Annotated in this window: 19 protein-coding genes and 1 tRNA gene; 6 read left to right on the plus strand and 14 right to left on the minus strand. The window is 66.5% G+C overall.

Going from position 1 to position 20887, the window contains the following annotated elements; translation table 11 throughout:
• Positions 1-33 precede the first annotated feature (33 nt).
• The 5 genes from G9473_RS05670 to G9473_RS05690 form a co-directional block, all read right to left on the minus strand.
• Positions 34-1518, minus strand: a complete 1485-nt coding sequence (locus G9473_RS05670; RefSeq protein WP_291137039.1) for a hypothetical protein — start codon at positions 1516-1518, stop codon at positions 34-36.
• Positions 1502-2866 (minus strand): PEP-CTERM-box response regulator transcription factor, encoded by a 1365-nt coding sequence (prsR, locus tag G9473_RS05675; RefSeq protein WP_291137042.1) that lies wholly within the window; start codon positions 2864-2866, stop codon positions 1502-1504. The genes G9473_RS05670 and prsR overlap by 17 nt, the downstream gene beginning before the upstream one ends.
• On the minus strand, positions 2866-4992 hold the full coding sequence (prsK, locus tag G9473_RS05680) for an XrtA/PEP-CTERM system histidine kinase PrsK (protein ID WP_291137045.1): 2127 nt from the start codon (positions 4990-4992) through the stop codon (positions 2866-2868). Before prsK ends, prsR begins: the two co-directional genes overlap by 1 nt.
• On the minus strand, positions 4992-6377 hold the full coding sequence (locus G9473_RS05685) for a TIGR03013 family XrtA/PEP-CTERM system glycosyltransferase (RefSeq protein WP_291137048.1): 1386 nt from the start codon (positions 6375-6377) through the stop codon (positions 4992-4994). Before G9473_RS05685 ends, prsK begins: the two co-directional genes overlap by 1 nt.
• 147 nt (positions 6378-6524) lie before the next feature.
• On the minus strand, positions 6525-7862 hold the full coding sequence (locus tag G9473_RS05690; RefSeq protein WP_291137051.1) for a short-chain fatty acyl-CoA regulator family protein: 1338 nt from the start codon (positions 7860-7862) through the stop codon (positions 6525-6527).
• 172 nt (positions 7863-8034) lie between these two features.
• Between G9473_RS05690 and G9473_RS05695 the strand changes: the two genes are divergently transcribed.
• Together G9473_RS05695 and G9473_RS05700 are read left to right on the plus strand one after the other, a co-directional pair.
• Positions 8035-9630 (plus strand): isocitrate lyase, encoded by a 1596-nt coding sequence (locus G9473_RS05695; RefSeq protein WP_291137054.1) that lies wholly within the window; start codon positions 8035-8037, stop codon positions 9628-9630.
• Positions 9631-9754: 124 nt separating this feature from the next.
• Complete coding sequence (locus G9473_RS05700) at positions 9755-9949, plus strand: hypothetical protein (RefSeq protein WP_291137057.1); 195 nt, start codon at positions 9755-9757, stop codon at positions 9947-9949.
• A gap of 167 nt (positions 9950-10116) precedes the next feature.
• Here G9473_RS05700 and G9473_RS05705 read toward each other — a convergent pair whose 3' ends face one another.
• A complete protein-coding gene (locus G9473_RS05705; protein WP_291138277.1) occupies positions 10117-11436 on the minus strand; it encodes an amidohydrolase in 1320 nt (439 codons plus the stop codon).
• A 92-nt stretch (positions 11437-11528) separates the two neighbouring features.
• Positions 11529-13370, minus strand: coding sequence for an SLC13 family permease (locus G9473_RS05710; RefSeq protein ID WP_291137060.1), 1842 nt, complete (start codon positions 13368-13370; stop codon positions 11529-11531).
• 145 nt (positions 13371-13515) lie between these two features.
• Between G9473_RS05710 and G9473_RS05715 the strand changes: the two genes are divergently transcribed.
• A complete protein-coding gene (locus G9473_RS05715; protein WP_291137063.1) occupies positions 13516-14892 on the plus strand; it encodes an NAD-dependent succinate-semialdehyde dehydrogenase in 1377 nt (458 codons plus the stop codon).
• A gap of 141 nt (positions 14893-15033) precedes the next feature.
• On the opposite strand, the gene G9473_RS05720 is transcribed toward G9473_RS05715, so the two are convergent.
• The 4 genes from G9473_RS05720 to efp all read right to left on the minus strand — a co-directional run bounded on the left by G9473_RS05720 (position 15034) and on the right by efp (position 16963).
• A tRNA-Leu gene (locus tag G9473_RS05720) sits at positions 15034-15118 on the minus strand.
• Between the two features lie 45 nt (positions 15119-15163).
• A complete protein-coding gene (locus tag G9473_RS05725) occupies positions 15164-15982 on the minus strand; it encodes an inositol monophosphatase family protein (RefSeq protein ID WP_291137066.1) in 819 nt (272 codons plus the stop codon).
• Positions 15983-16014: 32 nt separating this feature from the next.
• Entirely contained in the window at positions 16015-16395 is a 381-nt protein-coding gene (locus tag G9473_RS05730; RefSeq protein WP_291137069.1) for a hypothetical protein, read from the minus strand.
• 4 nt (positions 16396-16399) lie between these two features.
• Entirely contained in the window at positions 16400-16963 is a 564-nt protein-coding gene (gene efp, locus G9473_RS05735) for an elongation factor P (protein ID WP_291137072.1), read from the minus strand.
• 270 nt (positions 16964-17233) lie between these two features.
• Here efp and G9473_RS05740 point away from each other — a divergent pair, with 270 nt between their 5' ends.
• Positions 17234-17674: an elongation factor P gene (locus tag G9473_RS05740; protein ID WP_291137074.1), complete on the plus strand. Its 441-nt coding sequence runs from the start codon at positions 17234-17236 to the stop codon at positions 17672-17674.
• Between the two features lie 3 nt (positions 17675-17677).
• Here G9473_RS05740 and G9473_RS05745 read toward each other — a convergent pair whose 3' ends face one another.
• Positions 17678-18391 carry a M23 family metallopeptidase gene (locus G9473_RS05745; RefSeq protein ID WP_291137076.1) on the minus strand — a complete coding sequence of 238 codons (714 nt, stop codon included), beginning with the start codon at positions 18389-18391 and terminating at the stop codon, positions 17678-17680.
• Positions 18392-18576: 185 nt separating this feature from the next.
• On the opposite strand from G9473_RS05745, the gene G9473_RS05750 reads away from it, so the two are divergent.
• Together G9473_RS05750 and G9473_RS05755 are read left to right on the plus strand one after the other, a co-directional pair.
• Entirely contained in the window at positions 18577-18747 is a 171-nt protein-coding gene (locus G9473_RS05750; protein ID WP_291137079.1) for a hypothetical protein, read from the plus strand.
• Positions 18748-18795: 48 nt separating this feature from the next.
• On the plus strand, positions 18796-19350 hold the full coding sequence (locus G9473_RS05755) for a manganese efflux pump (protein ID WP_291137082.1): 555 nt from the start codon (positions 18796-18798) through the stop codon (positions 19348-19350).
• Here the strand turns inward: G9473_RS05755 and thiE are convergent.
• Positions 19340-19969, minus strand: coding sequence for a thiamine phosphate synthase (gene thiE / locus G9473_RS05760; protein WP_291137085.1), 630 nt, complete (start codon positions 19967-19969; stop codon positions 19340-19342). The genes G9473_RS05755 and thiE overlap by 11 nt on opposite strands.
• 19 nt (positions 19970-19988) lie before the next feature.
• Complete coding sequence (locus G9473_RS05765; RefSeq protein WP_291137089.1) at positions 19989-20873, minus strand: fructose bisphosphate aldolase; 885 nt, start codon at positions 20871-20873, stop codon at positions 19989-19991.
• Positions 20874-20887 lie beyond the last annotated feature (14 nt).

Here is a 20887-nt window from a genome sequence, read left to right on the forward strand (position 1 = left end):
CCCTCAGCCCGACAAAAAGTCGAGCTTTGCCGCTCAATCCGGCACGAAACCGCGCGGGGCGAGCGCCTGGGCGCGGGCTGCAAGGCGTTCGGCCTCTCCGTTCTCGCCAAGCGCGCGGGCGCTCTCGGCCCGCATCCGCAGCAGCGCCGGATCGCTCCCTGCACCCAGCGCGATCGCCCGGTCGAGCAGAAGCTTCGCGCGCAGCCAGTCCTCGCGCGCGACACTGCGCCGCGCCAGCATCGCCAGCGCCTCGGCATTGTTCGGCTCACCCGCGACATGGCGCGCGAGCAGGGTATCGGCCGCCTCCTCGTCGCCGAGCAGGCGGTAGGCCGCAATCGCCTTCTTCGCCAGCGGCCAGGGCCTGCGCACCCGGGCCGCGTCGCGGTAGAGCGCGAGCGCCTCCTCGGCATCGCCTGCGGCGAGGGCAACATCGCCCGCCAGCGCCGCGATGTCAGAAGAGGCCGCAAAACGCGCACGCAGGGCATCGGCCTCGGCCCGCGCCGCCGCCGCGCCGCCCGCTTCGATCAGGCCGCGCACGCGCGCGGTCGGCCCGGGCAAGCTGTCATTGCCCGCCAGGCTCGTGATCTCGCCGTTGGGCCCGGCAAGCCCGCGCTCGAGGAAAGGCGCCGCCTCGGCCCTCTGCCCCAGCCGTTCGAGCGCGCGCCCCACCGTCACGAGGAGGTAGGACGAAGCGTCCTTCCGCCGGGCGCGGGCCTCATGGATGTCCACCAGCTCGCGGTCCCTGCGCCCCAGCCAGAGCGCGCGCGCATGGAGATCGGCGATGCGGACATTACCGGGCTGGCGGCGCGCAAGATTGTCCAGGGTCACCGCCGCGCTGTCGGAATTGCCCTGTGCAAGATCGATAAGCGCATCGAGCAGCACGGCAGCCGGCAAGCCCTCTTGGGCAAGGCCGCTGCGCGCAAGGAGACTGCGCGCCAGCACGTTCTCTCCCGCCCGCGCAGCGAGCACCGCGCGCAGCAAATGCGCGCGCGGTTCCTGTTCGGTTCCCTCCGCGATGGTTTCTAACGCGTCGAGCATCGCACTGTAATCGCCGCTCTCGCCCAGCGTCGCCGCGCGGTCGAGCGCGAGTTCGGCATTGCCGGGCTCCGCCGCCAGCGCCGCATCGTACCAGCGCCGCGCGGCGCTGAGGCCATGCGCGTCACGCACCAGCTGCGCGCGCATCAGCAGCGCCGGGCCGTAAGCGGGATCGCTTTCGAGCGCTCGCTCCGCCGCATCGAGCGCCGCGATCTGTTCCCCGCCGCGAAAGCGCAGCCGGGCGATCGCGGTCCACAAGGCCGGGTTGTCCGGTTCGAGCGCGCGCGCCTCGTCGAGCAGGCGTCCGGCCTCGGCAAGCTCGCCCGCGTCCGCCGCCACCTGCGCCTCTTCGACCAGCGCGACGAAAGGCGCGCTCCCGGCGATCGGAGTCGGGCCGCTTTCCGGCTCGGCCTCGGCGCAGCCCGCCAGAGCCAGGGCCGCCGCGAGCAGCGGCCCGAAAGCGCGATCAGGCCGAAAGATCATATTGCTTGAGCAGGTCATAAAGCGTCGGTCGGCTGATCCCGAGCAGCTTGGCCGTATTCGAGATATTGCCCTCACTGCGGGCGAGCGCGTGGCGGATCACCCGCCGGTCTGACTGTTCGCGCGCGGCCTTGAGGTTGAGCACTTCGGCCTCCTCCTCCTCGGCAGCGGCGAAATCGAGATCCTCGGCGCCCACCAGCTTGCCGTCGGCCATGATGACCGCGCGCTTCACCCGGTTTTCAAGTTCGCGCACATTGCCCGGCCATTCGTGGCGGTCGATCGCGGCGAGCGCGTCGGGCGCAAAGCCGGTGACGCCGGGGTTCATCTCCTTGGCGAAACGTTTGAGGAACGCCTTGGCGAGAAGCACCGCATCGCCATGCCGCTCGGCAAGGCCGGGGATGCGCACCACGATCTCGGCGAGACGATAGAACAGGTCCTCGCGGAAGGTGCCCTCGGTAATCATCGCCTCGAGGTTCTGGTGAGTCGCGCACACGATCCGCGTGTCGACCGAAATCGCCTTCCTCCCGCCGATCCGCTCGATCGTGCGCTCTTGCAGGAAGCGCAGGAGTTTCACCTGCAGCGGCAGCGGGATGTCGCCGACCTCGTCGAGGAAGAGCGTGCCGCCATTGGCACTTTCGATCTTGCCCTCGGTGGTCTTGACCGCGCCGGTGAACGCGCCCTTCTCGTGACCGAAAAGCTCGCTTTCGAGCAGGTTTTCCGGGATCGCCGCGCAGTTGATCGCGATGAACGGCCCCTCGGCGCGGTCGCTCGCATCGTGAAGCCCCTTGGCGAGCAGTTCCTTGCCCGTCCCGCTCGCGCCCAGAAGCATGACCGAAACACTGGTGCGTGCCACCCGTTCGATCGTGCGGGCGACCTTCACCATTTCCGGCGCGCCGGTGATGAGCCGGCCGAGCACGGTCTTCTCCTCGCCGGAACTGGCGACGAGGCGGCGGTTCTCCGCCTCGATCTGGTGGAGGTTGAAGGCGCGCCGGACGATCAGGCCGAGCTGCTCGATATCGACCGGCTTCTGATAGAAATCATAGGCCCCGCGGTCGATCGCCTGCAGCGCGCTTTCGCGCGCGCCGTGGCCGCTTGCGACGATCACCTTGGTGTCGGGCTTCAATGCCATGATCGCATCGAGCACGGCGAAGCCCTCGGAGGTTCCATCGGGATCGGGCGGCAGGCCGAGATCGAGCGTCACGACGGCCGGCGTCTCGGCCCGCAGCGCGGCGATGGCGCTGTCGCGGTCGCCCGCGATCACCACGTTGAAATCCTCATAGGCCCACTTGAGCTGGGCCTGCAGGCCCTCGTCGTCTTCGATGACCAGCAGGTTGGGTTTCTTGTCAGCCATCATGCGACCTCGTTCTGGGGGGCTGGATCGGGACCGCCCGCGTCGCCGAGGCGCGCGGCCTCGGGCACGGGCAGAGTGACGGAAAAGCGGCTGCCGATGCCTTCGCGCGATTCGACCGTGAGCCGCCCGCCCATCGCGCGGATCATTTCTCGCGCCTCGAAGGCGCCGATGCCGAAGCCGCCCTGTTTCGACGAGACGAAGGGCTTGAACAGCGAATTGCGGACGAATTCGGGCGACATCCCGGTTCCGCTGTCGACCACGTCGATCCGTCCCATGACGCCGTCGCGCACCACATCGAGATGCACCGACGCGCGCTTTTCGCTGACATCGACCGCGTTCTGGACAAGATGGATCAGCGCCTGTTCGAGCTGCTCACGGTCGCCCACGATCTCGACCGGCTCCTCGCGGGTGAGCACCACCGGGTGCACCCCGGCAAAGCGTTCGGCCACGCCCTTTGCCACAGCCGCAAGATCGATCGGGCGCATCTCCTGCGCCTGCCCCGCCCCGTAGCGTCCGAGCCGCGCAAGCAGCGCGGTGAGCTTTTCCGAAGACTTGCGCAGGGTGACAAGCATATCCGCACGGAAAGCGGGATTGTCGGCGTGCTTTTCGGCATTCGCGGCAAGCAGCGACATCTGACTGGCGAGATTCTTGATGTCGTGCATCACGAAAGCCATGCGCCGATTGAATTCGTCGAAGCGGCTCGCGTCCATCAGCGCCTGCTGCCCGGCCTGTTCGGCGAGATAGCTGGCGAGCTGCTGGCCCGCGACGCGCAGAAGGTCGAAATCCTCCCAGTCGAGCTGGCGCATGGTCCGCGGCCGGCCAAGGACTATCGCCCCGACGAGCCGCTCGAAATGGATGAGCGGGACGAGCGCCCAGGCATCCTCCGCCTCCCGCAGCCAGGCGGGCACTTGGGCGAGTTCGCCGTGATGGTCGATCCCTGCGCGCACTTCGCCGAGATCGAGGATATGGTGGTGCTGCTCGAGCAGGCCCGAAAGACCGTATTCGCCGGCAATCGCCGGGACTTCGATGGTCGGCCAGTTCCAGCGCGCGGTGAGTTCGAGCTGCGCCTCCTCGTTTGGCACGAGCAGAAGGCCCGCCGGGCTGTCGGTGATGTCGGCGATCGCCTTGACCGCGCGAGTGTGGAAACTCGTCGAACCGCCCGAGCCGCACCCGATGGTGCGGGTGAAGCGGAGCCATTCGGCGCGGTAATCGTAGCGATGCTGGAACAGGTGCTTGGCCGCCATTACCCTTATCCACGCGCGCACGCGTTCCGAGGGCAGCCAGATCACCGCGGCGACGATGGCGAGGACGAGGAAGGCGACCTGTCCGGTGCGGGCCATGTCCCCGCCGACCAGCGCCAGCGAGCGCGTCACCAGCACCATGACGAGCAGGTAGCTGCCGATCAGCAGGAGCGAGAGCGTCTGGAACGTGACCGCGCGCGACGGGCTCAGCTGCAGGCTCGCCCCGCGCGCATTGGCCCCGACCGCGAGCACGCCCATCATCGCGCCGGCGAACGCCCCGCGCAAGGCGACCAGCAGGTCCGGGCTCTCGCCGCCGAGATAGGCGATGGTGAAGAGGTTGAGATCGTAGGCGAAAATGCCGGCAAGCGCGATTCCGCTCCAGCGCAGCACCACGCGCGAGGCGGCCGCAGCCCCGGCATAGAGGTTGTGCAGCAGCATCAGCGCCCCGATCGCGACCAGCAGCGAAAGGATCGCGGAAACCTCGAAGATCACCGCCTCGAGCTGCCGTGTCGCTTCGACCCGAAATTCAAGCGCCAGGATGACCGGCTGGAGCAGTTCGACAAGGACCAGCGCGAGAAGGACCGGGCGGATCGGCTTCAGGCTTTCATCGCGCCCGTCGGCGGAGAACAGGCGGAATATGACCGCGATGAAGGCGAGATTGCGCGCGGTCGCGATGAGTTCGGTCACGGGCGCATCCGGCCCGAGCGCCGCGCCGAGCACGCACCACAGCCCGGTCAGCCCGCTCGCCGCCATCGCCGCCTCGCGGTCGGGCCGGGCACGGTCGCCGAAGCGCGCGATCCACACCAAGGCGCCAAAGGCCAGCACCGCCCCCGTAACCATGCAGAAGGGTGCGATGAAGGGAGCGATGCCCGACGCGCCGACCATCACCGCGCGCCCTCCGGCCACAGGATCACCCGCACGGTCTGGAGCAGGATCACGAGATCGAGGAAGGGAGTGTAGTTCTTGGCGTAGTAGAGATCGTATTCGAGCTTCGCGCGGCTGTCCTCGATCGAGGCGCCGTAGGGATAATTGATCTGCGCCCACCCGGTTATGCCGGGCTTCACCATGTGCCGCTCGCCGTAGAAGGGGATCTGCTCCTGCAGGTCATCTACGAATTGCGGGACTTCCGGGCGCGGGCCGACGAAGCTCATCTGGCCGGTCAGCACGCTCCACGCCTGCGGCAGTTCGTCGATCCGCACCTTGCGGATGAACCGCCCGAGGCGGGTGATGCGCGGATCGTTCTCCTCGGCCCATTTCGCCCCGTCCTTTTCCGCATCGGTGCGCATCGAGCGCAGCTTCACGATGCGGAAGGTCTGCCCGTAAAGCCCGACGCGCTCCTGCCGGAAGAAGGCCGGGCCCTTGCTGTCGAGCTTCACCAGCAGCGCGAACAGGGCGATGATCGGGAAGGTGGCGAGCAGCAGCAGCGAGCTCGCGACGATGTCGAACACGCGCTTGACCGCGCTCGAGAACATCCGCCCGCCCGAAAAGCCGTCGGAGAAAATGAGCCAGGACGGGTTCACCGTGTCGAGATCGACCCGGCCCGTCTCACGCTCCATGAAGCTGGAGAAATCGTTGACGTGGACGCCCTTGGTCTTGATCCGCAAGAGATCCTTCAGCGGCAGCGCATTGCGCCGCTCCTGCAGGGCGAGGACGACCTCCGACACGCCGAGATTCTCGACGAAGCGGCCGAGATCGTGGATCGCCTCGCGCGCGATCGCCTCCTCGACGACACGCTCGGGCTCGCCCATGGCGATGTAGGAGACGATGGCGAATCCGCTTTCGGGCCGCTCGGCGAGCTCGCGCAGGCGCTGCGCCCGGTCGCCCGCACCAAGCACCATGACCCGCCGGCGAAAGGCCGAGGAGCCGAGGAAGGAATTGAGCAGCAGCCGGTCCGCGACGAGCACAAGGATCGCAAACCCCATCGCGTAAAGCAGGGTGGAGCGCCAGAAGGTGCTTCCCGGCAGGATGAAATCGATCGTCGCCAATGCGATGATGCCGAGGCTGATCGCCACCAGCAGCCGCGCGCCCGCAAAGCGCAGCGAGCGCAGGGCATAGGGACCGTAGACCCCGACCGAGATCATCGCCAGCCACACCACGCCCGCCGTCGCCAGCAATGGCAGCCAGCGCTCCGCCATTGGCCCCGCATCCATCTCGATCTGGGCTGCGCGCAATTGCCACGCCATCTCGCTCGCCACCACCAGCAGCGCGAGATCCAGCAGGCCGAGAAGGATCACGGCGTGCGGGATATAGTGCTTGAACAGGCGGATCATCGGCGCAGGGAGCCTCGGGCTAAGGGGTTGTGCACCCCTCCCCTCTAGCGGCGAGTGCTTAAGTGTCGGTAAACCTTACACTCGCCGCGCAAGCCCTTGGGAATGGGCGAAGTCGGCGGTTAACGAGGCGTGACCGAGACACCGTGCCTAGAGGTGCTGCGCGCTGGCAAGGCGCGGGGTCGCGGGAGTGAGGCAGTCGGCCCGGCCGCAGCGGGGGCAGCCGATGCCCAATGGCACCGCATCCTCCGGGGCAAGCGAAATGCCGCGCGCCTGCGCCAGCTCCCCGGCGAAGCGCGCCTCGACCCCCAGCACGATCGCGCGGCGGGCGGAGCAGGCCGCGCCATCGACTTCGACCGTGCGGGCGATGGTGAACCAGTGGCGCGGAGCGGCCTCGCCCTCGCCGAAAGTGACCGTCTGAGTCAGCATCTGCCCGCGGCTCTCGAAAGCGGCATAAGGAACCCACGCGGGCCAGCGCGCCCCTGCGAGCGGATAATGCGCGCCGCTTGCCCCCGCAGTGAAGCCGAGCATACGGCCCGTGCGACCGAACCGCGCACTGAAGAACGGCAGGCCCCGCTCGCTCACCCGCTGGAGCGTGGTCAGGCGCTGGGCGAGCTGGTCGAAACTCACCGCGAAGCGCCGCTGGAGCACGGCGAGGTCATAACCGGTCTGCTCGCAGGCACGCAGGAAGCGGCGATAGGGCATCAGGAGTGCAGCGGCGAGGTAATCGAGCACGTGGTTGCGAAAGGCCGCGCGCGCCTCCTCGCTCGAAAGGCGCGCTCCTGCGACCAGTTCCTCGATCCTGTCGCGCTGTTCGAGCGCGCCGACCTGCCGCGCGATCTGGAACCGCCGCGCGGCGCCCGGCAGCATTTCGGAGAGCTGCAACTGCCGCGCATGGAGGTCGAGGCGCTGAACCATGCCGGGCATGACCTCTGCCGGCAGGATGCGGACCGAAAGGCGGTGCTGCTCGCGCAGCCGCTCCCCGAGCGCGGCGGCCATGTCCCCGCGCGAGAGGCGCAATTCATCGGCGAGATCCTCGGCCGCGTGGTCAAGGTCGGGAAAGTGGTTCTGCCAGCGCTCGATCGCCTCGCGCGCGTCGCCTTCCGGGTCCTCTATCCGCGCACCCGCCTCGCCCGCATTGTCGTAAAGCCGGGCGAAGGCGGCGGCGGCCTGGGGGGCGGCGGCAAGGAATTCCTGCACCTCCTCGCGATCGATACCGAGATCGGCGAAACGCTTGTCCGCGAGCCGCCGGGCGAGGCCGTCGATCCCGCCGATCGCCTCGTCCTCGCGCAGGGAGCGCGGGTCGAAATCGAAGCGTTCGATCACCTGCACCAGCACGCGCGCGGAAAGCGGGCGCTGGTTCCTTTCGATGAGGTTGAGGTAGGACGGCGAGATACCAAGCGCGGCGGCCATCGCGGCCTGGGTCATGCCCTCACGCTTTCGCAGGCGGCGCAGCGAGGGTCCGGCAAGAAGGGCACTTTCAGACATGATCGTTTTCCAGACGGCTTCGTTTTGTAAATACCTTTACATTCTTACACGATTCTTCCGCCAGATCACCCCATACAGACAAGATATTCTGTAATTTTTCCTGTCTTGCTGCACCGCAGCGCGCCACACGCGGCTCATCCACTCCCCAGGACGCGAAGGAGATTCACGAGCCATGACTTATCAGGACACCATCGCCCATATGCAGGGCCTCGTCAGCGCCAACGGCAACTGGAGCGGGATCGACCCCGAAAGCGCGGCGCGCATGGTCATCCAGAACCGCTTCCGCACCGGGCTCGACATCGCCAAGTACACCGCGAAAATCATGCGCGAGGACATGGATGCCTACGACGCCGACCCGACGCAGTACACGCAGTCGCTCGGCTGCTGGCACGGCTTCATCGGCCAGCAGAAGATGATCTCCATCAAGAAGCACTTCGGTTCGACCAAGCGCCGCTACCTCTACCTCTCGGGCTGGATGGTCGCCGCGCTGCGCAGCGAATTTGGCCCCCTGCCCGACCAGTCGATGCACGAAAAGACCGCCGTTCCGGGTCTGATCGGCGAACTCTACACCTTCCTCAAGCAGGCCGACGCGCGCGAACTCGGCATGATGTTCCGCGCTCTCGACGAAGCGCGCGAGGCCGGTGACGAGGTCAAGGCCCGCGAAATCCAGAAGAGCGTCGACAACTACGAAACCCATGTCGTTCCGATCATAGCCGACATCGATGCGGGCTTCGGCAATGCGGAAGCCACCTATCTCCTCGCCAAGAAGATGATCGAGGCGGGCGCCTGCGCGCTGCAGATCGAGAACCAGGTGTCGGACGAGAAGCAATGCGGCCACCAGGACGGCAAAGTGACGGTCCCGCACGAGGACTTCATCGCCAAGATCCGCGCCTGCCGCCACGCCTTCCTCGAGCTCGGCGTGGATGACGGCATCATCGTCGCGCGCACCGATTCGCTCGGCGCCGGCCTGACGAAGCAGATCGCCTATTCGAAGGAGCCGGGCGACCTCGGCGACCAGTACAACAGCTTCCTCGACGCCGAGGAAGTCGATCCGGCGAACATCACCAACGGCCAGGTCTTCATCAGCCGTGACGGCAAGCTGATGGCGCCCAAGCGGCTGCCGTCGAACCTCTATCAGTTCCGCCCCGGCACTGGCGTGGACCGGGTCGTGCTCGATTGCATCACCTCGCTCCAGAACGGCGCCGACCTGCTGTGGATCGAAACCGAAAAGCCCCATGTCGAACAGATCGCCGGCATGGTCGACAAGATCCGCGAAACGGTTCCGAACGCGAAGCTCGTCTACAACAACTCGCCCTCGTTCAACTGGACGCTGAACTTCCGCCAGCAGGTGTTCGATGCGTGGGAAGAAGCGGGCAAGGACGTCTCCGCCTATGACCGCGCGAAGCTGATGAGTGTCGATTACGACGACAGCGAACTCGCCGCCGAGGCCGATGCGAAGATCAAGAGCTTCCAGGCCGATGCGGCGAAGCGGGCGGGCATCTTCCACCACCTCATCACGCTTCCGACCTATCACACCGCGGCGCTGTCGACCGACAACCTCGCGCGCGAATATTTCGGCGAGGAGGCCATGCTCGGCTACGTCAAGAACGTGCAGCGCAAGGAAATCCGCGAAGGGATCGCCTGCGTGAAGCACCAGAACATGGCGGGCTCCGACATCGGCGACGATCACAAGGAATACTTCGCCGGCGAAGCCGCTCTCAAGGCGGCGGGCAAGGACAACACCATGAACCAGTTCGAGGCCGCCTGATCCGGTCCCGGCATCCCGTGAGCCGTTTGCAACCGGCCTTGCGGGATGCCGCCTCAAGCTGCATGAGTGTCCGCATGAACGGCGCATCCGCCCATGCGCCCGATGCCGGACAGGGAGACATCCGATGAGCGACACCACCAATACCGACGCCCCGAAAAGCGAGCCGGGCCGCGCCCGCGCGCTGCTTTCGACCGCGGACATGAAGCTGCTGCGCCGCGCTCTCGAAAGCCACGCGCGCACCACCGAAGACCGCGAGGAACTCGCCAAGATCAACGCGCTGCACCACCGCCTCGGCACCTACGTGCCTTCGACCGAGTAGGCGCACGCCCCTTCACCGGTTCTCCTGGGGAGGAGAAGACGGCCGTCGGATGCAGGGTCAGCCCTGCGCCCGGCGGCCGTTACTTTTCTTTCAAGCCCCCTCCTCCCCCGGAGGAGAGGGTTGGGGGTGGTGGGGCCCCGGCGGTCGGGACCGGAAGCGGGGCAGCCCTACCCGCCCTTCTTCGCCATCAGGTCCAGCGTCGCCGCAGTCAGCGCCTCGGTCGCGGTCGCGATCACGGCCGGCGCGTCGGGCGCCCAGAAAGGCGAGTGCAGGCTGACAAGCTCGACCTCGCCGCGCTGGGCCGCCTCGTATCGCTCCATCGGAACCCCGCCGACCCAGAAGATCAGCGATTCGATATTGTCCGGATCCGCGCGGTGGAACTGGCCGAAATCCTCGCCTCCCATGACACTCGGCACCTGGAACACGCGTTCGGGGAAGCGATCCTTGAGCTTGGCCATCACCGCCTCGGTGAATTCGGGCGTGTTGTAGGTGGACGGCGTGTAGGGTTCCTCGACCTCGACCACGGGCAGCAGTTCCTCGGGCAGGCCCGCTGCGAGCGCTTCGGCCTTCGCAATGCGGCGGATGCCGTCGAGCAGGTGCGCACGCGATTCATCGCTGTAGGAACGCACGGTCAGCTGCAGCTTCGCGGTGTCGGGGATGATGTTGTGTTTCGTGCCGGCAAGGAAGCTGCCGACCGTCACCACGGCCGAATCGAGCGGGTTCGTCTCCCGGCTCACCAGCGTCTGGAGCCGCGTGACGATGTTCGCGGCAACGACGATGGGATCCTTGGTCGTGTGCGGATAGGCGCCGTGCCCGCCGACGCCCTTTACCGTGATGTCGACGCTGTCCACGTTCGCAAGCGCATAGCCCGGCGAATAACCGATCATGCCCGCGGGCGCCTGCGCCGCGTCGTGAAAGCCGAGCACGTAGTCGGGCTTGGGAAAGCGCTCGAACAACCCGTCCTCCAGCATCGCAAGCGCGCCGAGGCCCAGCTCTTCGGCCGGCTGGAGGATCATCACCAGCGTGCCCGACCATTCATCGCGCCGCTCGGCCATGAGCTGCGCCGTGCCGACCCAGGCGGCCATGTGCGTGTCGTGGCCGCAGGCGTGCATGATGCCGCTTTCCACCCCGCTCGCAGGTGTGCCGCGCGCCTTGGAAGCATAGGGCAGTCCGGTCTGCTCGGTCACGGGCAGCGCGTCCATGTCGGCGCGCAGCATGACGGTCGGCCCCTCGCCGTTCTTCATCACCGCAACCACGCCGGTCTTGCCGACGCCCTCGGTCACTTCGAAGCCGAGTCCGCGGGCGCGGGCGGCGAGCTTTTTCGCGGTCTCGAATTCCTGGAAGGAGAGCTCGGGATTGGCGTGGAGGTCGCGGTAGAGCTCGACGAGGCCCGGCATATCCTCCTCGACCGCGTCACGCAGTTCATCCGCCTTGGCCGGAACCGCCATCGCAAACGCCAGCGCGGCGCCGGCCATCAGGTGCTTCATCATCGTCCTGTCTCCCCGTGTGTTCCACCGGCCTTGTGCCGGATCGTCGGCACGATCTTACACTCTGCGCACGGCGAGGAAAGCCGTCCCCCTCACCCGAGGCCGTAGAAGATCACCAGCAGGATCGAGAGCGTCGTCACCATCAGCGCCACCAGCGGGACGCCGGTGCGGATGTAATCGGCAAACTCGTAGGAGCCCTCGGCCATGATCAGCATATTGGTCTGGTAGGCGATGGGCGTCGCGTAGCACAAGTTGCACCCGAACAGCACGGCGAGCACCAACGGCTCGGGCGGCAGGCCCAATTGGTTCGCGATGCTGAAGGCGATGGGGGTTCCGACAGTCGCGGCGGTCGCGTTCGAGGCGAAATTGGTGAGCAAGGTGACGAAGACCATGATGGCGGCCAGCACCAAGGCAGGCGGAAGGAAGGCGAGACCGATCGACAGCGTCTCACCCAGCCACTGCGCAGCCCCGCTTTCCAGAATGATCCGCCCGATCGCGATGCTGGCCGCGACCAGCACGATCACCTTGGCCGAAAGCGCACGGCCGACCCGATCGAACTTGACGCAACCGGTCACGAACATCGCGATCGCCCCCATCAGCGCCGAGATCGCGATCGGCAGCTTGAGCATGAAGAAGCCGCCCTCGCCGATCCACGGAATGCCGATCGAGGCGAGCGCGATGGCGGCCCCCATGATCGCGCCCGCCAGCACCGCCTTCGAACGGCGCGGCAATTCGCGCGCGCCTTCGAGCATCAGCAGGCTGTCGTTGCGGGCGAAGTTCTGCAGGTCCTCCTCCAGACCCATGACGAGCAGCACGTCGCCTTCGCGGATGCGCAGGTCGCCGCCTTCGGAATACCGGTCCTTCTCCCCGACCCCGAATCGCTGGGGGCGATGGATGCCGAGCACGGCGACCGAGTAGAGATCGGCGATCCCCGAAGACGGCAGGGTGCGGGTGATAAGACGCGAATCCGCCGTCACCGTCATCTCGACCGCGACGATGTCCTTGCCTTCGGCCCTGCTCGTGCGGCGGATGCGGTCGAGAACCCAGCTGGGTGCAAGCTCGCCCTTGAGCACGCGCGTCGCCTCTTCCAGCGCCTCGTGCGTGCCGGAAATGTGCAGGCGCTGCTGCGGCTGGAGCGTGCCGGTGGGCTGGTCATGGAAGGTGATGTTGCCGGGCAGCTTGTCCCTGATCGCGGACAGCTCCGAGCCGGACAACACGCTGTCCACCCCGACGCGCAGGCGCGTGTGAAACATCCGGCGCGTCGCATCGGGTTCGGCGCTGTTGTCGCCGAGCAGGCGCGGCATGACGAGCCAGAGATAGGGAATCGCGATGAGCGCCGAAATCAGCACGATCGGCGTGAAATGGAACACGCCCATCTCCGGCAGGCCCAGATCCATCGCGATCGAGGTGACGAGGATGTTGGTCGAAGTCCCGATGGTCGTCGCCATCCCGCCGATCAGCACCGCGGCGTTGAGCGGAATGAGCGTCTTGGAGGCGGGCATCGCGCCCTTGGCCGCGAGTGCTACGAAGATCGGCAGCAGCAAAACGAGCACCGGCGTGTCGTTGACCGCCATCGACAGCAGTAAGGCGATCATCAGCGACACCAGCAGGCCGACCTGCAGATTGAAGCGGAACACGCCTTCGAGAAACCGCGCCGCCGGTTCGAGCGCCCCGGTTACGACCAGTCCCCGCCCCATGATCATCAGCGCGCAGATGGTGATGAGGGCGTAGTGGCCGAACCCCCCGAAGGCGAGTTCGAACCCGTCGGTCGGGCGGCCTCCCTCAAGCGGGAAGAAATAGAGGCCCACGGCGATCACGGCGATGGTCATCAGGCTGACGATCTCGACCGAGAGCCTTCCGCGTGCGAAGGCGACGAACATCGCGACCGTGACCGCCATCGCCGCCATGGCGTGATATGATGGAAGCGATAACATCGGACCCCTCTTCGAACCTCGCGGTGTTTCAAACGGCGCGGGCAAGATCAAGCGAAATTGCAGCGCGCCGGGAAGTGGAACGGGCCCAAAGCCGCGTCCGTTGATGCCTGGCAACACCCCGCAATCCAATAGCTCCGGAGCATCCATGACCGACCCCGCCATCACCATCGACCCCGCCACCGGCAATGAACTGCAACGCTACGAACGGATGGGCGAAGGTGCGGCGAAGGCCGCCGTCGATCGCTGCCATGAGGCATTCGACCAGTGGCGGCACACCACGCTCGAACACCGCGCGGGTGTCCTGCGCGCGATCGGCAGGCGCCTGCGCGAACGCAAGGAGGAACTCGCCGAGCTGATGAGCCGCGAGGTCGGCAAGCTGATCGGCGACAGCCGCGACGAGGTCGAGCTGTGCGCCGCGATCTGCGACTACACCGCCGAAACCGGCCCGCGCGAACTCGCCAGCGAAGAGCGCGACCCGGCCAACGCCTCGCGCGGGATTATCGCCTATGCGCCGATCGGGGTGATCTACGGCATCCAGCCCTGGAACTTCCCCGCCTACCAGGTGATCCGCTATGCCATTGCCAACCTGATGACGGGCAACGGCGTGCTGCTGAAACACGCCGAAAACTGCACCGGGTCGGGGCTGATGCTGAAGGAAATCTTCGAAGAAGCGGGCCTGCCCAACGACCTGTTCACCGTGCTCGTGATCGACCATGACGTGTCGGATACGATCATCGCGCATGACAAGGTGCGCGGTGTGACGCTGACCGGAAGCGACGGCGCGGGCAGCATAGTCGCCGAGCAGGCGGGCAAGTTCAACAAGAAGACCGTGCTCGAGCTGGGGTCGAACGACGCCTATATCGTGCTGGCGGATGCAGATGTGGATCTCGCGGCCAAGACCTGCGCGTCCGGGCGGCTCTACAACAACGGTGAGACCTGCATCAACGCCAAGCGATTCATCGTAACCGAGGCGGTCTACGACGAATTCATGGAGAAATTCGTCGCCGCGATGGAAGCCGCAAAGCCCGGCGATCCCTTCGACGAGGACACCGGCATCGGCCCGATGGCGCGCGAGGACCTGCGCGAGAAACTTCACGGCCAGGTCGAGGAAAGCATCGACAAGGGCGCGCGCGTCGTAACGGGCTGCGAAATCCCCGAGGGCAATGGCTGGTATTACCCGCCCAGCGTGCTCGCCGATGTCGAGCCGGGCCCGCCCGCCTACGATGACGAATTGTTCGGTCCCGTGGCAAGCGTCATACGCGCCGCGAACGATGAGGACGCGATGCGGCTCGCCAATGACAGCCGCTATGGCCTTGGCGGTGGCATTTTCTCGAAGGACGAGGAGCGCGCGATCAAGCTCGCCGAGCAGCATTTCGACACCGGCATGGTGTTCGTGAACACCTTCGGCGTGGCAGATCCCACCATGCCCTTCGGCGGAGTGAAAAGTTCAGGCTATGGCCGCGAACACGGCGGCTTCGGCGTCAAGGAATTCGCCAACGCCAAGTCGATCTTCGTGGGCTGAGCGGGCAACCCATAATACTAGATTCATCAGCGCGAAGCGCCGCAAGCCCGACCGGGCGCCCGCAGGCCCGCCAGGGCCGAGGAAATCGCTCGCCGGATTGCGTGCGGACAAAAGAAACCAAAACCCCCTTCCTGGGGGTTTTGGTGCCCCTGGCCCGACTCGAACGGGCACTTCCGAAGAAAAGCGATTTTGAGTCGCTCGCGTCTACCGATTCCGCCACAGGGGCCCGTCTCGCTCGGGCAAGGCAAAGGCCGTTACCGCCAAGCCGGCGTCACTTCAAGGAATTCGCCAGCAGCTTGTGCAGCTTGGAATGCAGCGCATCGTTCGCCGCGAGCACCTGCTTCGAATGGATCGGCGCGGAACGTCCGCGATAATCGGTCACGAAACCCCCGGCCTCGCGCACCAGCAGGCAGCCCGCCGCCGTGTCCCAGTCTTGCAGATCGCTTTCCCAAAACCCGTCGAAGCGCCCTTGCGCGACATAGGCCATGTCGAGCGACGCGACGCCAAAGCGACGGATTCCGGCGACCTCAGGCCCAATCGCGCCGAAGATGCGGCTCCATTCGGAAAAGTCGCCGTGTCCCTGGAAGGGGATGCCGGTGGCGACCAGCGCATCCGACAGGCGCGAGCGCGAGGACACGCGCAGCCGCCCGTCATGAAGCCACGCGCCTCGGCTCTTTTCGGCCCAGTAGGTCGCATCCTCGATCGGGTGATAAACCAGCGCGGCGGTGACATCGCCCCACCCCTTCCCGTCGAGGCGCGGCTCCTGCACCGCGATCGAGATCGCGAAATGCGGGATGCCGTGGAGGAAGTTGCTGGTCCCGTCGAGCGGATCGACAATCCAGCGCGGCTTGCCTTCGTCGCCCTCGATGGTGCCCGCTTCCTCCATGACGAAACCCCAGCCCGGACGCGCCGCACTGAGTTCGTCGTAAAGCGTGCGCTCGGCGCGCATATCGGCCTTTGACACGAAATCGGCCGGCCCCTTGCGGCTGACCTGGAGGTGTTCGACCTCCCCGAAATCGCGCCGCAAACGCCCGCCCGCCTTGCGCGCAGCGCGTTCCATCACGCGGACAAGACCTGAAAATGTCGCCATGTTCTCTTCCGTAAGGGCGCGCCAGCCGGGCCTTAGCGCGGCTGCGCGGGCGCTTCGCTCGCCGCACCACCGGGCTGCGCCTGATAGCCGCAGATACCCGCCATCACGCCGAGCATCACGCCGCTGTCGGTGCGGTCGAACTGCTCGGGATTGGCGGCAATCGCATTGTCCATCGCGACGGTAATCTGGCGCATCGAATTGTTGTAGATGCAGCCCATCAACACGTTCTTGACCTCTGCCTCGACCGCTTCGGAATTCAGCGCGCTCATCAGCAAGGTCATGTTCTCGACCGCGTGCTGGCGCGTCTCCGGAGTATCGGCGGGCGCGGCCGCGTCCTGCGCGAAGGCAGGCGACGCGGCGCAGGCGGCGAGTGCGAGAGCGGGAGCGAAAGCTTTGATGAATTTATGGGTCAAAGAGTTAACTGGCCTTTCCGACATAAGTCTGTTCGTACACGTCGACCACGATCCGCGTGCCCGCTTCGATATGCGGGGGGACCATGATCCGAACGCCGTTGTCGAGCACGGCGGGCTTGTAGCTCGAAGAGGCGGTCTGCCCCTTCACCACCGCGTCGGCTTCGACGATCTCGGCTTCGATCTGGCTCGGCAGCTGGACACTGATGGGCTTTTCCTCCCACAATTCCAGGCTCACCTGCATCCCGTCCTGAAGGAACGGGCGGGCATCGCCAAGCAGGTCCGAAGGCAGGTTGATCTGTTCGTAGGTGTTCTGGTCCATGAAGACCAGCATGTCACCATCCTCGTAGAGGAACTGGTAGTCGCGCGTGTCGAGCCGAACGCGCTCGACCGTGTCGGCGCTGCGGAAGCGCACGTTGGTCTTGCGACCGTCCTGCAGGTTCTTCATCTCGACCTGCATATAGGCCCCGCCCTTGCCCGGCTGGGTGTGCTGAATCTTGGCGACTTTCCAGATGCCGCCTTCGTATTCGAGGATATTGCCGGGGCGAATATCGACGCCGCTGATCTTCATGAGGGCTGTCTGCCTTCCTTGAGGAGGGTGGATGGAACGATGAGATACGCGAAGGGCGTGCGCGCGGGACCGACCGGCCCCGGTGGCCGCGCTCGGCCCGGAAGATTGGCGAGCCAATAGCCGAGCACGCCCGCCGGGGCAAGCGCAGCGCGCCCCGCCCCCACCTCGGCGCGCCATCCGCCCCGGCGCGGTGCAGCGCGCATTCATGGTTAAGGCGATAGCGGGCACGCGCTGCGCCTGCTAACCGGGCGAAACGCCACGGGGATCGCCATGAAAGCTCGCACCATCCTTTGCCTCACCCTGCTCGCCGCCGGAATAGCCGCGGCCAGCCCGATGTCGGCCGGAACGTTATCGGCAGGGCGCGTTTCGGCGAGCGCACAGGAGCCGGCAGGGCCCGAGGCGCAGCGCGATACCGGCGGGATGCTGCGCACGCTCGAACACGGTACCTGGCGCTGCGCCCTTCCGGGGGATGCGGCGGGCGCGGCATGGCGGAGCGTCCCGGAAGCCGATTTCACCGTCGGCCCCTCCTCCAGCTATGACAGCGCGGCCGGACGCGGAACCTATATCCTGCGCGGGCGCATCCTGACTTTCACGCGCGGCCCCAAAAAGGGCGAGCGTTACGAGCAGGTCGGGCGCAACACACTGCTGGTGCTGCACGACGACGGCAGCACCGGGCGGCTCACCTGCACCCGCGTCGGCGCGCCCGACTGACCGTCATTCCTCCCGTCCCGCGACGAGCAGCGGATAGGGATTGATCGCATTGGCCGGCTCCCACCACGCCGCATCCTCGGTTGTCTCGAGGATCGCGAAATGCAGATGCGGGGCTTGGGGCGAGGCGTTCCCGCTCGACCCCACCGTACCGAGCCTCTGCCCCGCCCGTATGCGCTGGCCTTCGCGCAGGCCCTCGGCATATTCGGCGAGGTGAGCATAGTAATAGATCCGCCGCCTGTCGGGGGAGCGGACATAGATCGCATTGCCCCCCGCTTTCGAGCGATGGAGCTTCGCCACCGTTCCGGGCGCGGCGGCGACGACGCTGGTGCCTTCGGGAGCCATGATGTCAATCGCTTCGTGGAGGCGCACGCTGTTTTCGCCGCGCCGGTCGGCGAAGGTGTCGGAAAGCTCGCTCGCCGCGACGTTCATCACGGGAATGCGCAGGGTTGCGGGATCGGAGCGGGCCTCACTCGGGTCGGCCCCGGCCGTGGGCTCGGGCGGATCGAGCGAAGGAACGGGCACTTCATCGTCGCCGGCGCCTGCCTGCTCTGACGTGTCCGCCGCCTGCGGGCTCGGCGCGGCCTCGGCCGGGCGAAGCGAGTCGTCGCCCCGCCGATTCTCCGCCAATTCGATCACCGTGCCGCCGAAGACGATCCACAGGACCGAGGTCAGCGTGGCCGTGACGAGGATCGTGGTCAGGCGGTCGAGAAACTTCATGCCGGCAAGTCTAGCCCGTTAGGCCACTCGCGTCACGCGCGGGCCTTCGGAACAAGCCCCGGAACCTCTTCGTTCACCTGTGTAACCAACGAAAAACAGGAGAATTTCCCATTCTTGCACGCACTTTCATCGCCGCCTCGCTAGCCCTTCCCCTGATCGCCGGGTGCACCACCGCAAACCCGCGGGTGCTTTCGGCCGACGATTACAGCATCGCGCTGCGCGTGAAGGACCAGAACCAGAGCGCAGCCCGCAAGGAAGCGAGAGATTACTGCGGCGACCGCAACCGCGATGCCCGCCTGCGAACCGTGACGCCGACCGGCGACAACCGCACGGTGCTGACCTTTGGCTGCGTCTGAGGCCGATTGCCCTTCCCCTGCCGCCCCGGGAAAGGATAGGGGCGGATCATGTTCGCCGTCCTTATCCTCGCCATCGGCCTCGCAATGGACGCCGTCGCGGTCGCCCTGGTGCGTGGTGCGGCCGGGAAACACAGCCCGGCGCGGGCGGTCGAGATCGGCGCGGCTTTCGGCATCGCGCAGGGTATCATGCCGCTCGGGGTGTGGGCATTGGGCCTTGCCTTCGCCGAATGGATTGAACCTTTCGACCACTGGATCGCCTTTGCGGTGCTCGGCTTTCTCGGCCTACGCATGATCCGCGAAGCTCTTTCGGACGACGAGCCTGACGTCGCTTCGCCCATGCGCTCGCATTATGCGGGCCTGGCTCTGGCAGCCCTCGCCACCAGCCTGGATGCGGGCGCGGCGGGGCTCACCCTGCCGCTGTTCGACCCGCCGGTGCTCGTCTCGTGCCTCGTGATCGCGGGCGTCACGGCCGCGCTTTCGGTCCCCGCCTACTGGCTGGGCACGAAGGCTTCGGCGCGATACGGCAAGGCGGCGGAAATCGCGGGAGGCATCGCGCTGATCGCGATCGGCGCGAAAATCCTCGTCGAGCACCTCAGCGCGTGAGCGCCTCGCGGAAAGCTTCGACGGCCTTGACCTCATCCCCGTTCCAGACCCCGCCCGAGACGGCAAGAAAATCCGCTCCCGCTTCGGCGAGGGGCCGGCAGTTTTCCGGCGTGATACCGCCGATTGCGACGCAGGGGATTTCGAACAGGCGTGCCCACCATGACAGAAGTTCGGGCTCGGGCCGCTCGGCATCCGGGCCCTTGTCCTTGGTCGCGGAAGGGTAGAACGCCCCGAAGGCGACGTAGTCCGCCCCCGCCTCCCCCGCTTCCATCGCGAGGTGCTTCGACGCGTGGCAGGTGACGCCGATCTGCGCCTCGCGCCCCAATGCCTCGCGCGCTTCCTTCGGCGAGCCGTCGCCCTGCCCGAGATGGACCCCGTCCGCCTTCAGCCTTTTCGCCAGCGCGATGCTGTCATTGACGATGAAGGCGACCTCGCGCGCGGCGCAGATTTCCATGAGCGGCGCGGCAAGCCGGGCGGCCTCATGCTGGTCGATCCCCTTCACCCGGAACTGGAACGCGGTCACGAGCCCTTCGCCCGCATCGAGCGCCCGCTCGAGCCGGTCGGGGAAGGCCCCGCCGACCTCGAGCGGGGATATGAGGTAAAGCTGCGTATCGCTCATGACCGCGCGGCCGAGAGCCTCAGGCGCTAGCAGCGGCGATCTTCTCGATCGCGTCCGACAACGCCTTATTGAACTCGGCGTCCGACTGGTCCTTCCTGAGATCCTGCAGCAGGCCGCGGCTGAAGCTCGCGATCATGCCGGGGTTCTTCGCAAGGTGCTCGCACGCCTCGTCGGTAGAATAGCCGCCCGACAGCGCGACGACGCGCAGCACCTTGGGATGGCTGATGAGCCCGGCGTAGAGCCCCGCCTTGGCGGGTATCGAGAGCTTGAGCATCACCTGGCGGCCTTCGGGCAGGGCATCGAGGTTCTTCGTGATCTCGGCCAGCAGGATATCCTCGCCCGCCTCGCGGTCCGCGGCATGGATGTCGTATTCGGGCTCGATGATCGGCATGAGCCCGGCATCGAGGATCTGCCCGGCGACCTCGAACTGCTGAGCGACGACAGCGGCGATGCCCTTCGGGTTGGCCGACTTGATGACCGAACGCATCTTGGTCCCGAACATCCCCTTGGCGACCGATTTCTCGAGCAGCGCGGGAAGCTTGTCGAGCGGCTTCATGAGCTGAACGCCGTCCTCCTCGTCGGCAAGGCCCTGGTCGACCTTGATGAAGGGGACGATCCCGCGCGCCTTCAGGGCATCGCCGGTCGGCTTGCCGTCAACCTCGCCGTCCATCGTCTTTTCGAACAGGATCGCACCCAAGACCTTGCCCTCGCCGAAGCACGGCGCGGTGATGACGCGCGCGCGCATCGCGTGGATAGCGGCGAACATTTCGTCCTCGCCCGACCATTCGCTGTCGTCGACCCCATAGCCGCGCAGCGCCTTGGGCGTGGAGCCGCCAGACTGGTCGAGCGCGGCGATGAAGCCTTTGCCATTGGCGATACGGTCGGTCATTTCCTTGGTGTTCATGGCTGGTCCGAAGC

The organism is Erythrobacter sp. (genome assembly GCF_011765465.1).
Lineage (GTDB): Bacteria > Pseudomonadota > Alphaproteobacteria > Sphingomonadales > Sphingomonadaceae > Erythrobacter.

What these genes read in the sequence shown, in the direction of transcription:
- G9473_RS05670 (WP_291137039.1), bottom strand. Translation starts at nt 1,518, where the DNA reads ATGATCTTTCGGCCTGATCGCGCTTTCGGGCCGCTGCTCGCGGCGGCC.
- prsR (WP_291137042.1), bottom strand. Translation starts at nt 2,866, where the DNA reads ATGGCTGACAAGAAACCCAACCTGCTGGTCATCGAAGACGACGAGGGC.
- prsK (WP_291137045.1), bottom strand. Translation starts at nt 4,992, where the DNA reads ATGGTCGGCGCGTCGGGCATCGCTCCCTTCATCGCACCCTTCTGCATG.
- G9473_RS05685 (WP_291137048.1), bottom strand. Translation starts at nt 6,377, where the DNA reads ATGATCCGCCTGTTCAAGCACTATATCCCGCACGCCGTGATCCTTCTC.
- G9473_RS05690 (WP_291137051.1), bottom strand. Translation starts at nt 7,862, where the DNA reads ATGTCTGAAAGTGCCCTTCTTGCCGGACCCTCGCTGCGCCGCCTGCGA.
- G9473_RS05695 (WP_291137054.1), top strand. Translation starts at nt 8,035, where the DNA reads ATGACTTATCAGGACACCATCGCCCATATGCAGGGCCTCGTCAGCGCC.
- G9473_RS05700 (WP_291137057.1), top strand. Translation starts at nt 9,755, where the DNA reads ATGAGCGACACCACCAATACCGACGCCCCGAAAAGCGAGCCGGGCCGC.
- G9473_RS05705 (WP_291138277.1), bottom strand. Translation starts at nt 11,436, where the DNA reads ATGAAGCACCTGATGGCCGGCGCCGCGCTGGCGTTTGCGATGGCGGTT.
- G9473_RS05710 (WP_291137060.1), bottom strand. Translation starts at nt 13,370, where the DNA reads ATGTTATCGCTTCCATCATATCACGCCATGGCGGCGATGGCGGTCACG.
- G9473_RS05715 (WP_291137063.1), top strand. Translation starts at nt 13,516, where the DNA reads ATGACCGACCCCGCCATCACCATCGACCCCGCCACCGGCAATGAACTG.
- G9473_RS05725 (WP_291137066.1), bottom strand. Translation starts at nt 15,982, where the DNA reads ATGGCGACATTTTCAGGTCTTGTCCGCGTGATGGAACGCGCTGCGCGC.
- efp (WP_291137072.1), bottom strand. Translation starts at nt 16,963, where the DNA reads ATGAAGATCAGCGGCGTCGATATTCGCCCCGGCAATATCCTCGAATAC.
- G9473_RS05740 (WP_291137074.1), top strand. Translation starts at nt 17,234, where the DNA reads ATGAAAGCTCGCACCATCCTTTGCCTCACCCTGCTCGCCGCCGGAATA.
- G9473_RS05745 (WP_291137076.1), bottom strand. Translation starts at nt 18,391, where the DNA reads ATGAAGTTTCTCGACCGCCTGACCACGATCCTCGTCACGGCCACGCTG.
- G9473_RS05755 (WP_291137082.1), top strand. Translation starts at nt 18,796, where the DNA reads ATGTTCGCCGTCCTTATCCTCGCCATCGGCCTCGCAATGGACGCCGTC.
- thiE (WP_291137085.1), bottom strand. Translation starts at nt 19,969, where the DNA reads ATGAGCGATACGCAGCTTTACCTCATATCCCCGCTCGAGGTCGGCGGG.
- G9473_RS05765 (WP_291137089.1), bottom strand. Translation starts at nt 20,873, where the DNA reads ATGAACACCAAGGAAATGACCGACCGTATCGCCAATGGCAAAGGCTTC.